The sequence below is a fragment of the Pantoea sp. WMus005 genome (assembly GCF_013415305.1).
GTDB lineage: Bacteria > Pseudomonadota > Gammaproteobacteria > Enterobacterales > Enterobacteriaceae > Pantoea > Pantoea rara.
Genome location: NZ_JACBXU010000001.1, coordinates 510,624 through 525,905 on the forward strand (window position 1 = coordinate 510,624; position 15,282 = coordinate 525,905).

Annotated in this window: 13 protein-coding genes; all 13 read left to right on the top strand. The window is 50.4% G+C overall.

Annotated features, from left to right (window positions below):
- The first annotated feature begins 31 nt into the window (after window positions 1-31).
- The 13 genes from HZZ01_RS02210 to HZZ01_RS02270 all read left to right on the top strand — a co-directional run bounded on the left by HZZ01_RS02210 (window position 32) and on the right by HZZ01_RS02270 (window position 15,193).
- Complete coding sequence (locus HZZ01_RS02210) at window positions 32-784, top strand: glycosyltransferase family 2 protein (protein ID WP_179895319.1); 753 nt, start codon at window positions 32-34, stop codon at window positions 782-784.
- Window positions 785-830: 46 nt separating this feature from the next.
- Window positions 831-1,865, top strand: coding sequence for a glycosyltransferase (locus HZZ01_RS02215; protein ID WP_179895320.1), 1,035 nt, complete (start codon window positions 831-833; stop codon window positions 1,863-1,865).
- 82 nt (window positions 1,866-1,947) lie between these two features.
- Window positions 1,948-4,164 (top strand): phage tailspike protein, encoded by a 2,217-nt coding sequence (locus tag HZZ01_RS02220; protein ID WP_179895321.1) that lies wholly within the window; start codon window positions 1,948-1,950, stop codon window positions 4,162-4,164.
- Window positions 4,165-4,324: 160 nt separating this feature from the next.
- Entirely contained in the window at window positions 4,325-5,587 is a 1,263-nt protein-coding gene (gene wcaK, locus HZZ01_RS02225) for a colanic acid biosynthesis pyruvyl transferase WcaK (protein ID WP_179895322.1), read from the top strand.
- A 4-nt stretch (window positions 5,588-5,591) separates the two neighbouring features.
- Window positions 5,592-6,815: a glycosyltransferase gene (locus tag HZZ01_RS02230; protein ID WP_179895323.1), complete on the top strand. Its 1,224-nt coding sequence runs from the start codon at window positions 5,592-5,594 to the stop codon at window positions 6,813-6,815.
- Entirely contained in the window at window positions 6,812-8,152 is a 1,341-nt protein-coding gene (locus tag HZZ01_RS02235) for a lipopolysaccharide biosynthesis protein (RefSeq protein WP_031591354.1), read from the top strand. Before HZZ01_RS02230 ends, HZZ01_RS02235 begins: the two co-directional genes overlap by 4 nt.
- A 278-nt stretch (window positions 8,153-8,430) precedes the next feature.
- Window positions 8,431-9,333: a UTP--glucose-1-phosphate uridylyltransferase GalF gene (gene galF / locus HZZ01_RS02240; protein ID WP_179895324.1), complete on the top strand. Its 903-nt coding sequence runs from the start codon at window positions 8,431-8,433 to the stop codon at window positions 9,331-9,333.
- A 42-nt stretch (window positions 9,334-9,375) separates the two neighbouring features.
- Entirely contained in the window at window positions 9,376-10,389 is a 1,014-nt protein-coding gene (gene galE, locus HZZ01_RS02245; RefSeq protein ID WP_179895325.1) for a UDP-glucose 4-epimerase GalE, read from the top strand.
- A gap of 432 nt (window positions 10,390-10,821) precedes the next feature.
- A complete protein-coding gene (rfbB, locus tag HZZ01_RS02250) occupies window positions 10,822-11,901 on the top strand; it encodes a dTDP-glucose 4,6-dehydratase (RefSeq protein WP_179895326.1) in 1,080 nt (359 codons plus the stop codon).
- Window positions 11,901-12,788: a dTDP-4-dehydrorhamnose reductase gene (rfbD, locus tag HZZ01_RS02255; protein ID WP_179895327.1), complete on the top strand. Its 888-nt coding sequence runs from the start codon at window positions 11,901-11,903 to the stop codon at window positions 12,786-12,788. Before rfbB ends, rfbD begins: the two co-directional genes overlap by 1 nt.
- A gap of 44 nt (window positions 12,789-12,832) precedes the next feature.
- The gene (rfbA, locus tag HZZ01_RS02260) at window positions 12,833-13,714 is read left to right on the top strand and encodes a glucose-1-phosphate thymidylyltransferase RfbA (RefSeq protein ID WP_115764907.1); all 882 of its coding nucleotides are present in this window, start codon (window positions 12,833-12,835) and stop codon (window positions 13,712-13,714) included.
- The gene (gene rfbC / locus HZZ01_RS02265; protein ID WP_115764906.1) at window positions 13,714-14,262 is read left to right on the top strand and encodes a dTDP-4-dehydrorhamnose 3,5-epimerase; all 549 of its coding nucleotides are present in this window, start codon (window positions 13,714-13,716) and stop codon (window positions 14,260-14,262) included. The genes rfbA and rfbC overlap by 1 nt, the downstream gene beginning before the upstream one ends.
- 1 nt (window position 14,263) lies before the next feature.
- Window positions 14,264-15,193, top strand: coding sequence for a glycosyltransferase family 2 protein (locus tag HZZ01_RS02270; protein ID WP_179895328.1), 930 nt, complete (start codon window positions 14,264-14,266; stop codon window positions 15,191-15,193).
- Window positions 15,194-15,282 lie beyond the last annotated feature (89 nt).

The following is a 15,282-nucleotide window of genomic DNA, read 5'->3' on the forward strand; positions in this document are numbered from 1 at the left end:
ACCTCTCTTTTCGATTAATTCAGGGTTGAAGATGAATACTTCTGTTGGAACCGTTGGCATTGTCATGCCTATGTATAATGCCCGTCAGACGGTATTACGCGCTGTGCAATCGGTTATCAATCAGCACTATACCGACTGGCACCTCTATCTGGTCAATGACAAATCCACCGACGACTCGCTGGCGTTTGTGCGTGAACATTGTCAGGACCCACGCATTACCATTCTGGATAACGCCGTTAACATGGGCGCAGCAGAGACCCGTAATGTGGGACTGCGCGCGGCAACTGAAGAGATTATCGCGTTTCTCGACAGCGACGATGAGTGGCATGCGGATAAGCTGACCCAACAGGTTGCTGCCATTGCGGCGGGTGATAATTTCGTGATTACCGAATATCACTATAAAACCCGCAAGGCTGAGCACGATATTACCTACGGCAAACCTTACCTGCAGCAGGAAAACTTTGTGAAGAAGCAGTATCGTGTCTGTTTCTCCTCTGTCTGTTTCCGTCGTCCGCCGCAGGGTCTTTTCTTCCAGCGCAAAGGCCACGAAGATTTCCTTTTTTTATATGAATTGTTCACCCGCTATAAGCAGGCGCGCGTAATTCAGACGATTCTGGTCAACTATTACGAATTAGGCGATTCCCTTTCGCGTAATAAGAACAAAGCAGCCCAGTGGCACCTTGAATTATTAAGAATTATCTATAAAAACAATCCGTTAAAAATCTATTACTATTACGCCTGGTATATGGTGAATGGTGTGCTATTTACCCTTAAGCATCGTTAAGCCTGTCGGCAGGATTGTCTTTAAAATTTGAGGTGGATAGCGTTTCATGAAAAAAATTGTCCTGGTGATCAAAGATGCTTATTCGTATGCAGGCACCGAGAACATCTGTAACTTCATGTCAGAGTGTCTTGGCGAAACACATGAAGTCACCATCTACTCGCTGGAAGGCAGCGGTAAAACCTTTTATCCGTTTGAACATGTCAAACAGATCGTCAGCTTCGAAGGGCAGAGCAACCCGATCAAAAGCGCAGTAGCCCGTATCAACGAAGAGGGTTTCGATACCGTCTTCCTGATCAGCATGGGTCGCCTGAGCGTGATGTTCGCCTTCTGGAATCTGCTGGCAATGAAGAAGAAGCGGGGCAAGGCCTACGCCTGCGAACATATCGCCATTAACTCCTTCAGCAAACCGATCAAGTTCCTCAAGTTTCTGCTGCTGCGCTACTACGACCGCGTGATTGTTCTGACCGAAAAAGATCATCAGGTGTTCAGCCGCTGGCGCATTCCCAGCAAGCCAATCCCAAACCCGGTGGTTTACAAAGATTATCAGCGCCAGACCCGTCATCGTCAGGCGCTGGCGGTGGGACGTCTGGATAACCAGAAGGGCTTTGATTTGTTGCTGGATATCTGGCGCGACTTCGCACGCAACCATCCGGACTGGACACTGGTGATTGCCGGTGATGGCGAACTGCGTCAGCAACTGCACGATCAGGCTGCCGTGCTGGGCATCACCGACAGCGTGAAGTTTGTCGGTAAGGTCAGCAATATCAATGACTACTATCGTGACAGCGATATGGCGCTGATGACCTCACGCTATGAAGGCTTGCCGCTGGTGCTGCTGGAAGCAAAATCCTGGTCACTGCCGGTGGTCGCGTATGACTGCCCGACCGGACCACAGGAGATCATCAACCATGGTGAAGATGGTTTCCTGGTTCCGATGAACGATAAAGCCACCTTTCTGGCGCGCATGGAACAACTCGCCAGCGATGACGCGCTGTTCTATGCCATGAGCGAAAAAACCAAACAAACCGCGCTGAAATTCGACGGTAACCAGATTAAGCAAAGCTGGCTGTCATTGGTTTAAACGGAGCTGGAAACGCTCACTTGCGACGTGCCTCAGGGACACCGCCATGGCCATTGGCCTTATTGACTACGGGAATTGATGCATGAAAAGAAGAGAAGTTTTACAGACCGCCGCCTCCGCTCTGGTGGGGGCTCTCTCCGTGAGCACCTTTTCCAGCTACGCTGCAAAAAGTAACGGTATCGCCCTGAAGCCGGTTGATGCCACTGACATTCCTAAAGGCGACGTGCCTATCCTGACGCCGGAAAATGTCTACGCGATGCCACCGCAGTTCTGGCAGGGCTTTGAAGGCAAACTCTGGATTGGTAAAGCGGGTGTGGATGCCAGTAAACCCGGCAACCAGATCCCGGTTTTCCTGCGCGATGCCAGCGGTAAAGTCTCCGGGATTGCTCAGCCTATCCCACTGAACAAAGGTAACTTTGCGCAGTTCATTCAGGATAATGCCGCACTGATTGCCAATCCCTCGCATTCGATGGCTGTCGAGGACAGTAACGGTCAGACACTGTTCAACATCGCGGATGTCAGCCGTCCTGGCGCTGCAGATTTCAGTCAGCGTCTGGCGCAGCCAGCAGGTTATCAGCTGATTGGTGAGATCCCGTCCGTAGAAGAGTTACGCAAAACCCGCCCGCTGTTTGAAGGGGCCAAGATTAAGCTTAAAAGCTGGCATGAAGGGCGTGAAGTCGGCGGCGGCGAGTTTGTCGGCAGCTTCCAGCCTGCTCAGAATGATGGCGGCGTAAACTTTGCCGGTGAGGGCTTTCACTGGCGCCGCGTGGTAGATGATTATAACCGCCTGACGCTGTTTGATTTCGGTGCAATTGCCGATGGAAAAACCGATACGGCGCCCGCCATTATGGCGATGTTCCAGTGGTCACAGCAGGCTAACCAGCAGATCTGTGTCCAGTTCCCGGCCGGCACCTTTATGGTTTCCGCCTGCAACCTTGGCAATAAGAATCTCAATTTATTCCGCATCTCAGGGGCAATGGTTAACTTCGGGTACTTCCCTGCAACAACCATTGTCTCGGATGGCAAGTCAGATTTCGTCTTTGAGATGAATGCCCGTCGCGTCGAGCTTTCTAACCTGATTTTTAACGGTAACAGTGATAAAAGCCCGAATCAGCAGGGCTTTTTCCATAACACCTGTCCTGGCGGACAATTTTTCCGTGGGGCCTGCCTGCGCTTTAACGCTGTCGGCGGCACCGCCATCAGTCTGCAGGATACCCTCGATTGCAAAATTGATCAGTGGTACGCCTCACGCTGCTCAGGTGATGTTATTAAGTCGGGCTGGTCAGGCCAAAAGCAGGGCAACTGGGATCATAGCACCGCAATCGAGCTGTCAAACTTCAATGCGCAGCACTGTCGCGGCGGCAAGGTTCTTAACCTGGCGCGCTGCGCCCAGTCGATTATTCACAATGGCTGGATTGAGCACTGTGAAAATCCAGGCGATATCTCCAACGGCCAGTGGATCATCGATGCGCTAAGCCTGGAGGATTGTAAGAATCCGCTTATCGCCCATAACAGCCGCCTGAATATGCGTCAGACCAGCCTGCAGTCGGGCAGCTGGATAGACAACTCCATGCAGGGTGAACGTCTGCTCAACATCTGGGAGATGGGATCAACCCGCGTTGAATCTTATGGTGTCGCCCTGGATGGCAGCCTGAATTATAACTACATCACTTCGCGCTGGCGTTTAGAGAACAATACTAACCAGGAGACCTGGTTTGATCTCGGCAGCCTCTACTCACCGACGGTCGGTGATTCGTGGGAGGTCGAGATTTTCGGTCAGTCGCAGTTCAGCAACGGCAGTGGTGATCAACCGCTGATGAACCTGATCGGTGATAAGACGACGGGCGGCCGTGCGGTGATCCATGTGCAGCGCAAGAAAGGGCTGTCGGAAGCGAGCTGGTCTGCCGAAGGCAGCAGTCCGATTGTCGACGTACGTTACGTCGCTGAGCATGACACTGATGTCCGCCTCTTCGTCAAACTGGCAGGCTGGACGCCGTCAGCCGTCGTGCTGGTAAAAACCACCGGTAAAGACCGCTTTGTTACCGGACGCTGCGCGCGGGTTAATGCGGTAATGGAGAAAGGCAATCCGCCGTCGGGTGACGCGACTAAACGCGCGCCACAGCGCTTCAGCCTGCATAACGGTAAAGCAGGTGTGGGTGCCAACGAACAGGGCGATCTGCTGATGGCTTCCCGTCCGCTCTCTGCCGAACAGGTCGATACCAGTAAGCCGGAAGGGTTTGTTTCCGTGGTCATCAACGGTAAACAGGTCGCACTGCCTTACTTCGCGATTAAGTCGTAACAGCTTGCATCACGGCCGCCACAATGGAGGCGGCCGGTTTTGACAGGAGTACTACCTTTGGGTGCGTTATCCCGTAAAGCATTACTTTAATCAGAGTTCATTTTGCCCATTGCGGATCTGGGCGGCTTTCAGAATTAAAAAAAATTCATTCGGAGTTGTTATGAAAATTTTATTGGTGGGTAACCATACCTGTGGGAATCGCGGGGATGGCGCGATTCTTCGTGGACTGATTGATTCAATGAGGTCTGCACGCAGTGATTTAGACATTGACGTTATTAGCCGTTATCCAACCAGCTCCGGTTATCTGCTCCAGCAGGATATTCAGCAGGATGCGCTGTATCTGCACAACAGCAAGTCAGGCAAAGGTCTGGTCGGTTCGTTTAAGCGTAAAGTCGCGAACCGCCTGATGCCCGATATCATGATGGCGCATCTGGGCAAGGGCGGGATCTTTAAGTCTTTCTCTGTTCCGCCTCACCTGAAAGCGTTTACGGACAGCCTGGCAAAATATGATGCAATTATTCAGGTTGGCGGATCGTTCTTCGTTGACCTGTATGGCGTGACCCAGTTTGACCATGCGCTTTGTGCGCTGATGGCGAAAAAGCCGATCTATCTGATCGGTCACTCGGTGGGGCCATTCCAGAACCCGCGCGTCAATGCGCTGGCGAATTTTGTCTTTGATCGGGTCGACAGCCTGGTGCTGCGCGAGTCAGTCAGTCTTGATCTGATGAAGCGTGATGGCGTGACCAGCTCTAAAGTGGCGGCTGGTGTGGATACCGCTTTCCTGGTGCGTGCGCGTGAAGTCGAAAATCCGAGCCATAACCTGCTTTACTGGCAGGGTATTATCGATGGCCGCAAAACCATTGCGATTACGGTACGTGAACTGGCGCCGTTTGATAAACGTCTTGGTGTAACCCAGAAAGAGTATGAAGAGGCGTTTGGTCGGGTAATTAATGCCATGATTGCTGAAGGCTATCAGGTCGTGGCGTTCTCCACCTGTACCGGCATCGACAGCTATGCCAAAGATGACCGCATGGTTGCACTGACTCTGCGTGACCACGTGACGCAGCCTGAACATTATCATGTCATCATGGATGAGTTTAATGACCTGGAACTGGGCATCCTGCTGAGTCATTGCCATCTGACCATTGGTACACGCCTGCACTCAGCGATTATCTCCATGAATTTTGGCACCCCGGCTGTGGCGATCAACTACGAGCACAAGTCGATGGGTGTGATGAACCAGCTTGGTCTGCCGCAGATGGCAACCGATGTAAAAAGCCTGATGGATGGCTCGCTGATCGACAAGGTCAAAACGGTCCTTGCCGATTACGACAACATCAAGCTTAAGGTCGACACGGCCGTTGCGAATGAAAGGGAAATTGGCAACCGGATCACTGAAGAGATTCTCAAAGTATTAGGGTAATGTGATGAAACTGACTTTTTTCACCATGCGTTTCCCGGTTGCCTCTGAGACATTCGTACTAAATCAGGTGACCCATTTTATTGATGCCGGTTACGAGGTGGAGATAATTTCAGTCTTTCCCGGCGATTTAGTGAACCGGCATGCTGCATTTGATGAGTATGGTCTGGCAGCGAAGACACACTATCTGCTGCCGGAAGAGAAGATTTCAATTGTCGATAAGCTGAACCAGCGCATCAGGCTGGTGCTGCCAAAAGTGACCCGGCCGTCGCTGCTGCGTTCACTGAATGTGCGCCGTTACGGTGCACAGTCCAGCAAACTGCTGCTGCCGTCGATTGTGGCGAATGCAAAGCAGACCTTCACCGCAGATGTATTTCTGGTACATTTCGGCTATGCCGGTGCGCTGGCGAACAAACTGCGTGAACTGGGTGTGCTCAAGGGTAAACAGGCAACCGTGTTTCATGGCGCCGATATTTCGCGTCGTCACATTCTGGAAGAGCACAAACTTGATTATGTGAATCTGTTCCGCCAGAGCGAGCTGATGCTGCCTATCAGCCATCTGTGGGAGAACAAACTGATTGAGATGGGCTGCCCGCCGGAAAAAATTCACGTTACGCGAATGGGTATTGAGCCGGAGAAGTTTAACTTCAAGCCGCGTCAGGCGTTCCAGACGCCGCTGCGTATCGTTTCAGTCGCGCGTCTGACCGAGAAGAAAGGGCTGGATGTGGCAGTTAAAGCCAGCGCCATCCTGAAACAGCGTGGCGGCCAGTTTCAGTACACCATCATCGGTAACGGTGATCAGGATGAGATGATGCGTGATTTCATCGCCCGCGAGGGAATGGAAGATTGCGTTAGCATGCCGGGCTTTAAACCGCAGGAGGAGATCCGTCGTGCACTGAGCGAGGCTGATATTTTCCTGTTGCCATCCAAAACTGCCGCAGATGGGGACATGGAAGGCATTCCGGTCGCACTGATGGAGGCAATGGCGGTCGGCCTGCCGGTGGTCTCAACGTTCCACAGCGGCATTCCGGAACTGATTGAGAACAACGTTTCAGGCTGGCTGGTGGAAGAGGACGATCCTGAGGCCCTGGCGGAGACGCTGCTGAAGCTCTCTCAGGGCGAAGTGGATGTGGCACCGGTCGTCGCGGCCGCACGTCACAAAGTTGAGACTGAATTTAATCAGCATATCGCCTACGGCGAACTGGCACAGATTCTGGAGCAACTGGTGTGAGTGGATTTAAGTCACAGGCGATTTGGCTGTTCGGCAGCACCTGCTTTTCGGCGGTGCTGCAGGTTGCACAGCTAAGTTTTCTCGCCCGCAAACTGGAAACCCACGAGCTGGGGCTGTTAGCCATCATCAACGCCATCCTTGCGGTGGCGGGTGTGCTGCAGGATATGGGGATGAGCAGTTATCTGGTGCATCGCCAGAACATTACCCGTCGTGAGCAGAGCACCATCTACTGGGTGAACGTCTCACTCAGCTTATGTACCGGTCTGATCATGCTGCTGATCGCCTTCCCGGTCTCCTGGTTCTATCATCTGCCAGAGCTGGTGGGTCTGATCATGCTGACCAGCCTGAACTTCCTGGTGCTGGGGCATCTGTCGCAGTATCAGGCGCACTACATCAAAACCAAGCGGATGGTGTCGCTGGCGAAGATTGAGATGGGCACCAAGCTGTTTGCCTTCCTCTGTGTGGTGGCGATGCTGGAGTTCACCTCGCTCACCGTGGCGGCGGCGATTCTTGGCTTGTTCATCAACGCCTTTACCCGCATCCTCTGCATGATTGCATTGGGTGAGAAGTCCTGGCGGCCGACCTGGGAGTTTGACAAAGCGACCTTCATTGGCGCGATTCGCTACGGCAGCTATCAGCTTGGTTCGCAGACCATTAACCAGCTGCGCACCCAGGCCGATGCCCTGGTGGTCGGTAAAGTGATGGGCGCTGAGATGCTGGGTGTGTACTCGCTGGCGAAAGAGCTGGTGCTGCAACCGCTGAAGCTGGTGACGCCGGTGATCAACCGCCTGGCACTGCCGCGCTTTGCTGAGAAACAGCACGATGCCGAGCAGCTGAAGAAGCTGTTCCTGAAGGGCACGCTGGGGATCATGCTGTTCAGCAGCGCGATGTACCTGGCGATTGGCATCCTGTCACCCGTCATTGTGCGTGTCCTGTATGGCGCATCGCATGAGCAGGTCTATCACCTGATCCCGCTGATGCTGCTGTTTGGTATGCTGCGACCAATGGGGGGGCTGACTGGCGCGATTTCGCAGGCCAACGGACGGACCAATGTTGAGTTCTACTGGAACATTGTGGCGAGTATTGTGGTTCTGGCGGTGCTGGCGACCACCTTTATCTGGCCAAACGTGCTCTATGTGGCGCTGACGCTCTCTATCTCGCAGATCCTGATTTCGGCACTGGCTCATCCGTTCTTCATTAAACCGGTTATTGGCATTCGGTTTATTCCTTATGCCCGGCAATGGGTGGCGGTGTCGGTGGTATTTGTCGGCATCATGTTGCTGGTGAATCACTTTAATCTGTTTGTGATGCCGGAGTGGTTTGAAGGCTGGCTCTGATTACAGCACAGATATATCAACGGGCGACCTCAGGGTCGCCCGTTTTCATTTATGGCTGGCCTCAGCCACCTGGTAACCGTGGAGAGAAATCGCAGTGGCGATATTCGATTACTGATTGTCTTTACTCAGTTTATGTCGTCGCTGGCAATGGGCAAAATGCCGAATTTCCAAGTTACGACAGAGAGTTACTGTCCGCTTTTCAGATAAAGATTATACTTGCTCTTCCGGCCGATCCTGCATAATCGACCCACATCTTCATTTTATTAAACGGAATAAATATGACCAAGCTTAAAGCAGTAATCCCGGTTGCGGGCCTCGGTATGCATATGCTCCCTGCGACTAAAGCCATTCCGAAAGAGATGCTGCCTGTCGTCGACAAACCGATGATCCAGTACATCATTGACGAGTGTGTTGCCGCGGGCATTAAAGAGATTGTGCTGGTCACGCATGCATCGAAAAATGCGGTAGAAAACCACTTCGACACCACCTATGAGCTGGAAGCACTGCTGGAAGCGCGCGTGAAGCGCCAGCTGCTGAGCGAAGTGCAGTCTATCTGCCCGCCAGGCGTAACCATCATGAACGTGCGCCAGGCGCAGCCGCTGGGCCTGGGCCACTCGATTCTCTGTGCCCGCCCGATGATCGGTGATAATCCGTTCGTGGTCGTGCTGCCAGACATCCTGCTGGATGATTCGACTGCTGACCACATGCGTTATAACCTCGCTGCGATGGTTGCCCGTTTCGAAGAGACCGGCCACAGCCAGGTCCTGGCGCAGCATATGCCAGCGTCCAATCTGACTGAGTACTCGGTGATCACCACTGAAGAGCCGATTGATCACCCTGGTGACATCAGCACCATTACCGATTTCGTTGAGAAGCCAGAAGATACTGCCGGACTGAACTCCGATCTGGCGGCAGTCGGCCGCTATGTGCTTTCTGCTGATATCTGGGCGGAACTGGAACGCACTGAGCCAGGTGCCTGGGGCCGTATCCAGCTGACCGATGCGATTGCCAGCCTGAGCAAACACAAAACCGTTGATGTTTCGCTGCTGACCGGTCACAGTTTCGACTGCGGTCGTAAACTCGGTTACATGCAGGCGTTTGTCTCTTACGGCCTGCGCAGCAACGCACAGGGTCGTGATTTCCGCGAAGCTATCCAGACCATCCTCGCAAAACAAAAGTAATAAATTCGCCGCGTTCTGCGCGGCAGATTGAAAGGAGCTCACATGGCAATTTTAGTAACGGGTGGAGCAGGGTATATCGGCTCCCATACGGTACTGGCGCTGTTGCAGCGCGGTGATGATGTTGTGGTTCTGGATAACCTCTGCAATGCCTCACGCGAAGCGATTAACCGCGTTGAGAAACTGGCGGGTAAAAAAGCGACCTTCGTTGAAGGCGATATCCGTGACCGTGCCTGTCTGCGTGACCTGTTCGCCTCCAACAGCATTTCAGCCGTTATCCACTTTGCAGCCCTTAAAGCCGTAGGTGAATCGACCCGTATGCCGCTGGAGTACTACGAGAACAACGTAGCGGGCACCGTGGTACTGCTGGAAGAGATGCGTAATGCTGGCGTCTGGAACTTCATCTTCAGCTCATCAGCGACCGTCTATGGCGCAGATGCACCGGTTCCATACGTTGAGACCACGCCGATTGGCGGCACCACCAGTCCTTACGGCACGTCTAAGCTGATGACCGAATTCGTGATGCGCGACTTCGCTAAAGCAGAGCCGAAGTTTAAATCGATTGCTCTGCGTTACTTCAACCCGGTTGGCGCGCATGAGTCAGGCGAAATTGGTGAAGATCCGGCCGGCATTCCGAACAACCTGCTGCCGTACATTGCACAGGTCGCGATTGGTCGTCTGGAGAAGCTGGGTGTGTTTGGCGGCGATTACGATACGCCAGACGGTACCTGCCTGCGTGACTACATCCACGTGGTTGACCTGGCGGAAGGGCACCTGAAAGCACTGGATCATCTGAGCAAAGTGGAAGGCTACACCGCCTTCAACCTGGGCGGCGGCAAAGGCTTCTCCGTGCTGGAGATGATCAAAGCGTTTGAGAAGGCGTCTGGTAAAGCGATTCCTTTCGAAATCAAACCACGTCGTGACGGCGACCTGCCTGCGTTCTGGGCCGATGCCTCCCTGGCAAACACGACGCTCGACTGGCGCGTGACGCGCGGCATCGATGAGATGATGCGCGATACGTGGAACTGGCAGAGCAAGAACCCGGATGGGTTTCGGTAACATCAAAAAGGCGAACTCAGGTTCGCCTTTCTTATCTTTGATTTGAATTATCTCATCAGACCTTTCTCAAAATTCTGATTGCATCACTCTGACGCATCAGCAACCATCACCTGCCCGATAAAATGCTCATTAGTTGAACTAACACCTGTCACATAATCGCATTTTATTCGTAATAGCTATACCTGAGTGATAGAATTTACGATTGTTGAATGATAAACCCACTTAAACAATTTCATTAATAAAGTGATATCAATCAACTGAATGCTGAACATCTGGCAGGTTTATGTTGTCAGCACACTCATTCGGTCAAAGATAATCAGCATCGTGGGAGCTGTAACCCAGGGGCGGTAGCGTGCCCTGAAAACGCCTATGATTGTCTGCTTTTTATTCAGGCGCCCATGCCTCAGATAGCTTGTCAGGAATAAACACGTTATGAAGATACTTATCACTGGTGGTGCAGGTTTTATCGGTTCAGCGGTTGTGCGTCATGTTATCAACAATACGAATGATGAAGTCATTAACGTTGATAAACTAACCTATGCAGGCAATCTTGAATCGTTGAAAGAGGTTAGCGGTAATCCACGCTACACCTTTAAGCAGATCGATATCTGCGACGGCCAGGCTATCACTGAAGCATTAAATGAATTTCAGCCTGATGCCATTATGCATCTGGCCGCTGAAAGCCATGTTGACCGCTCGATTACCGGCCCGGCCGAGTTTGTTCAGACCAACGTGGTTGGCACCTACGCACTGTTAGAAGCGACCCGTCAGTACTGGAACGCATTGCCTGAAGAACGTAAAGCAGCATTCCGTTTTCATCACATCTCTACAGATGAAGTTTATGGCGATTTACCGCATCCGGACGAAATGGACGGTGAACTGCCGCTGTTTACTGAAGAAACCCCTTATGCACCCAGCAGCCCTTACTCTTCAACCAAGGCAGCCAGCGATCATCTGGTTCGCGCCTGGGGCCGCACCTATAAATTACCGGTGATTGTGACCAACTGCTCGAACAACTACGGTCCTTACCATTTCCCGGAAAAACTGATCCCGCTGATTATCAGCAACGCGCTTGAAGGCAAACCGTTACCTATCTATGGCAAAGGCGACCAGATTCGTGACTGGCTTTATGTTGAAGATCACGCGCGCGCGCTCTATACCGTAGTGAAAAATGCAAAAACCGGCACGACTTATAACATCGGCGGTCATAACGAAAAGAAAAACCTCGATGTTGTGATGAAAGTCTGCGAGCTGCTGGATGAGCTGCGTCCAAAAGCGACACCTTATAGCGATCAAATCACTTACGTTCAGGACCGTCCAGGGCATGACCGTCGCTACGCGATCGACGCCGCGAAGATTGAGAAAGATCTTGGCTGGAAACCGGAAGAGACGTTTGAAACAGGTCTGAAGAAAACGGTTGAATGGTACCTAAACAATTCACAGTGGGTTGAGCATGTGAAGAGTGGTGCATACCAGAACTGGATTGAACAAAACTACGAGAAACGTAGCTAATGGATATTCTGCTTTTTGGTAAAAATGGTCAGGTGGGTTGGGAGTTACAACGAGCGCTGGCCCCGCTTGGAAAATTGACTGTCGTTGACCGTCAATCAACTGATTACTGTGGTGATTTTGAAAATCCTGCTGGCATCGCCGAGACAGTCCGCAAGCTCAGACCCACCGTGATCGTGAATGCCACGGCTTACACTGCTGTTGATAAAGCTGAATCTGAGCAAGATAAAGCGCGCCTGGTCAATGCAACCTCTATTGATGCATTGGCACAGGCAGCTGAGGAAATCGGCGCGTGGCTGGTTCACTACTCAACAGATTACGTTTTTGACGGTTCAGGTGATAGACCCTGGAGCGAAGATGATGCAACCGCTCCGCTGAATATCTACGGACAGACGAAGCTGGAAGGGGAGGAGGCCATCGTCAGCAATATGACGAAATATCTCATCTTCCGCACCAGTTGGGTCTACGCAGCTAAAGGCAATAACTTTGCCAAAACGATGCTGAAACTGGCAAAAGATCGGGAATCCCTGTCAGTGATAAACGATCAGTTTGGCGCGCCTACTGGCGCGGAGTTGATTGCTGACTGCACGGCTCATGCAATCAGAGTGGCACTGAACAAGCCTGCTGTTGCTGGTACCTATCATCTCATTGCTGCAGGTGAGACGACCTGGCATGCTTATGCATCTAAAGTGATAGAGTTTGCGAAAGCACAAGGCATCGAACTGCAAGTACAGGCGATCAATGCTGTGCCAACCAGTGCATTCCCTACGCCGGCTAAGCGACCTGCTAATTCGAGACTGAATACAGAGAAGTTTCAACAGGCCTTTGGTCTGAATTTACCCGACTGGACGGTCGGCGTTGAACGTATGTTGCTTGAAACTCTTATTTAATAGAAGCAGGCCGCAATAGCGGCCTGGCCAATTAAGGTGAAATAGTGAAAAAGAATAAAGGTATTATTCTCGCAGGTGGTTCTGGAACGCGTCTTTACCCTGTAACCATGGCAGTCAGCAAACAATTGTTGCCAGTTTACGACAAGCCGATGATTTACTATCCCCTCAGTACGCTAATGCTGGCAGGGATCAACGATATCCTGATCATCAGTACGCCGCAGGACACACCGCGTTTTGAGAGCCTGTTAGGTGATGGTTCCCAGTGGGGCATCTCCATTCAGTATAAAGTACAACCAAGTCCGGATGGACTGGCGCAAGCCTTCATCATTGGTGAAGAGTTTATTGGTGACGATTCAGTCGCACTGATTCTTGGCGACAATATTTTCTATGGTCACGATCTCTACAAGCAACTTGAAGCGGCATCATTAAAAGATGATGGGGCAACCGTTTTTGCCTATCACGTCACTGACCCAGAGCGTTATGGCGTTGTTGAATTTGATAAAGATGGTAAAGCCATTTCTCTGGTAGAAAAACCTGAACATCCACGCAGCAACTATGCCGTGACCGGTCTTTATTTCTATGACAACAGTGTTGTGGAAATGGCAAAAAACCTTGCACCGTCACCCCGCGGTGAACTGGAGATTACGGATATCAACCGTATCTACATGGAGCAGGGCAAACTTTCAGTATCAATTATGGGGCGCGGTCATGCCTGGCTTGATACCGGTACGCATCAGAGCCTGATGGAAGCAAACAATTTTATTCAGACTATTGAGTCACGTCAGGGCTTAAAAGTTGCCTGCCCGGAAGAAATCGCATACAGAATGGGATTCATCGATCGTGAACAGGTGGCAGAACTGGCTAAACCTTATCTCAAAAATGACTATGGCAAGTACTTGATGGCTCTGGTTGAAGGACGTTTATAATGAACATTATTGATACTAAAATTGCTGATGTGAAGATCATTGAGCCTAAAGTGTTTGGCGATGATCGCGGATTTTTCCTGGAAAGCTTCAATCAGTCAATTTTTGATAAAGCTGTTGGTCGTCATGTCGATTTTGTTCAGGACAATCACTCCATGTCCAAAAAAGGCGTGTTGAGAGGTCTGCATTATCAACTTGACCCGCATGCGCAGGGTAAACTTGTGCGTTGCGTCGAAGGTGAAGTATTTGATGTGGCTGTTGATATCAGACGTTCATCAGAGACATTCGGACAGTGGGTAGGTGTGCATTTAAGCGCTGAAAACAATCGTCAGCTCTGGATTCCAGAAGGTTTTGCTCACGGTTTTATTACATTATCAGAACGCGTACAGTTTATTTATAAAACCACAAATTATTATGCGCCACAGTCTGAGAGAAGTATTTTGTGGAATGATCCACAGATAAATATTGAATGGCCTGAAGTTGAAGAAATGACTTTATCTGGCAAAGATAAAGATGGCGTATTGCTTAACAACGCAGAAACTTTCGACTGAAATGGATAAAACATCAAGCATCGCTGTTCTTTTATGTTCCTACAATGGAAGCCAATATATAAGGCAACAGATTGATTCTATTATAAATCAGACTGAAACCGAGTGGACGGTGTTTGTCTCGGATGATGGCTCAACTGATGGGACTCTTGATATATTACGATCTTATCAGGACAAGTTGGGCAGTGAGCGTTTTGTTATATTCAATGGTCCAGGCAAGGGATTTGCCTGGAACTTTTTATCATTACTTGAAAAGAGCGGTGATAATTTCGACTATTACGCTTTTTGTGATCAGGATGATGAGTGGATGCCCAACAAGTTAACCATGAGTGTATCTATTCTATCTGGTTATGATTGCAATACTCCATCTGTTTATTGTGGTCGAACATCGTTGGTTGATGAAAATTGTCTCCACTTAGGTGAGTCGCCACTATTTAGTAAACCTCCTTCTTTTAAAAATGCCCTTATCCAAAGTATAGCTGGCGGTAATACGATGGTATTGAATCGAGCCGCCAGAAATATCATTAATAAAACGCCTGGAGATGTAGAAATTATATCTCACGATTGGTGGATATATATAGTCATTACAGCTGTAGGTGGAAATATTTTCTACGATCCGAAACCATCTATTAGTTATCGGCAACATACTAATAATATAGTTGGCTCGAATTTAGGCTGGCTGGCCAGGTTTAAACGCATTTCGGGTCTTCTGGATGGGCATTTTAAGAAGTGGATAGACTCCAATATTTACGCTTTGAATAAAACAGACGTAAATATTACCCCGGAGAATAAATGTATTCTTGATAGCTTTAATGAGGCCAGGAATAGTAATTTATTTAAAAGACTGTATGTATTCAGGAAATTAGACATGTACCGACAAACTTTTTTAGGTACATTAGGTCTATATGTTGCCATTATCCTGAAGAAATTATAATGGATAGATAAATTTATTCGTTAAAAGGTGAAATTTTGCAGCAGAATACTAAACACGATACATCCCTGTGGTCGTTATGCAAGAATACC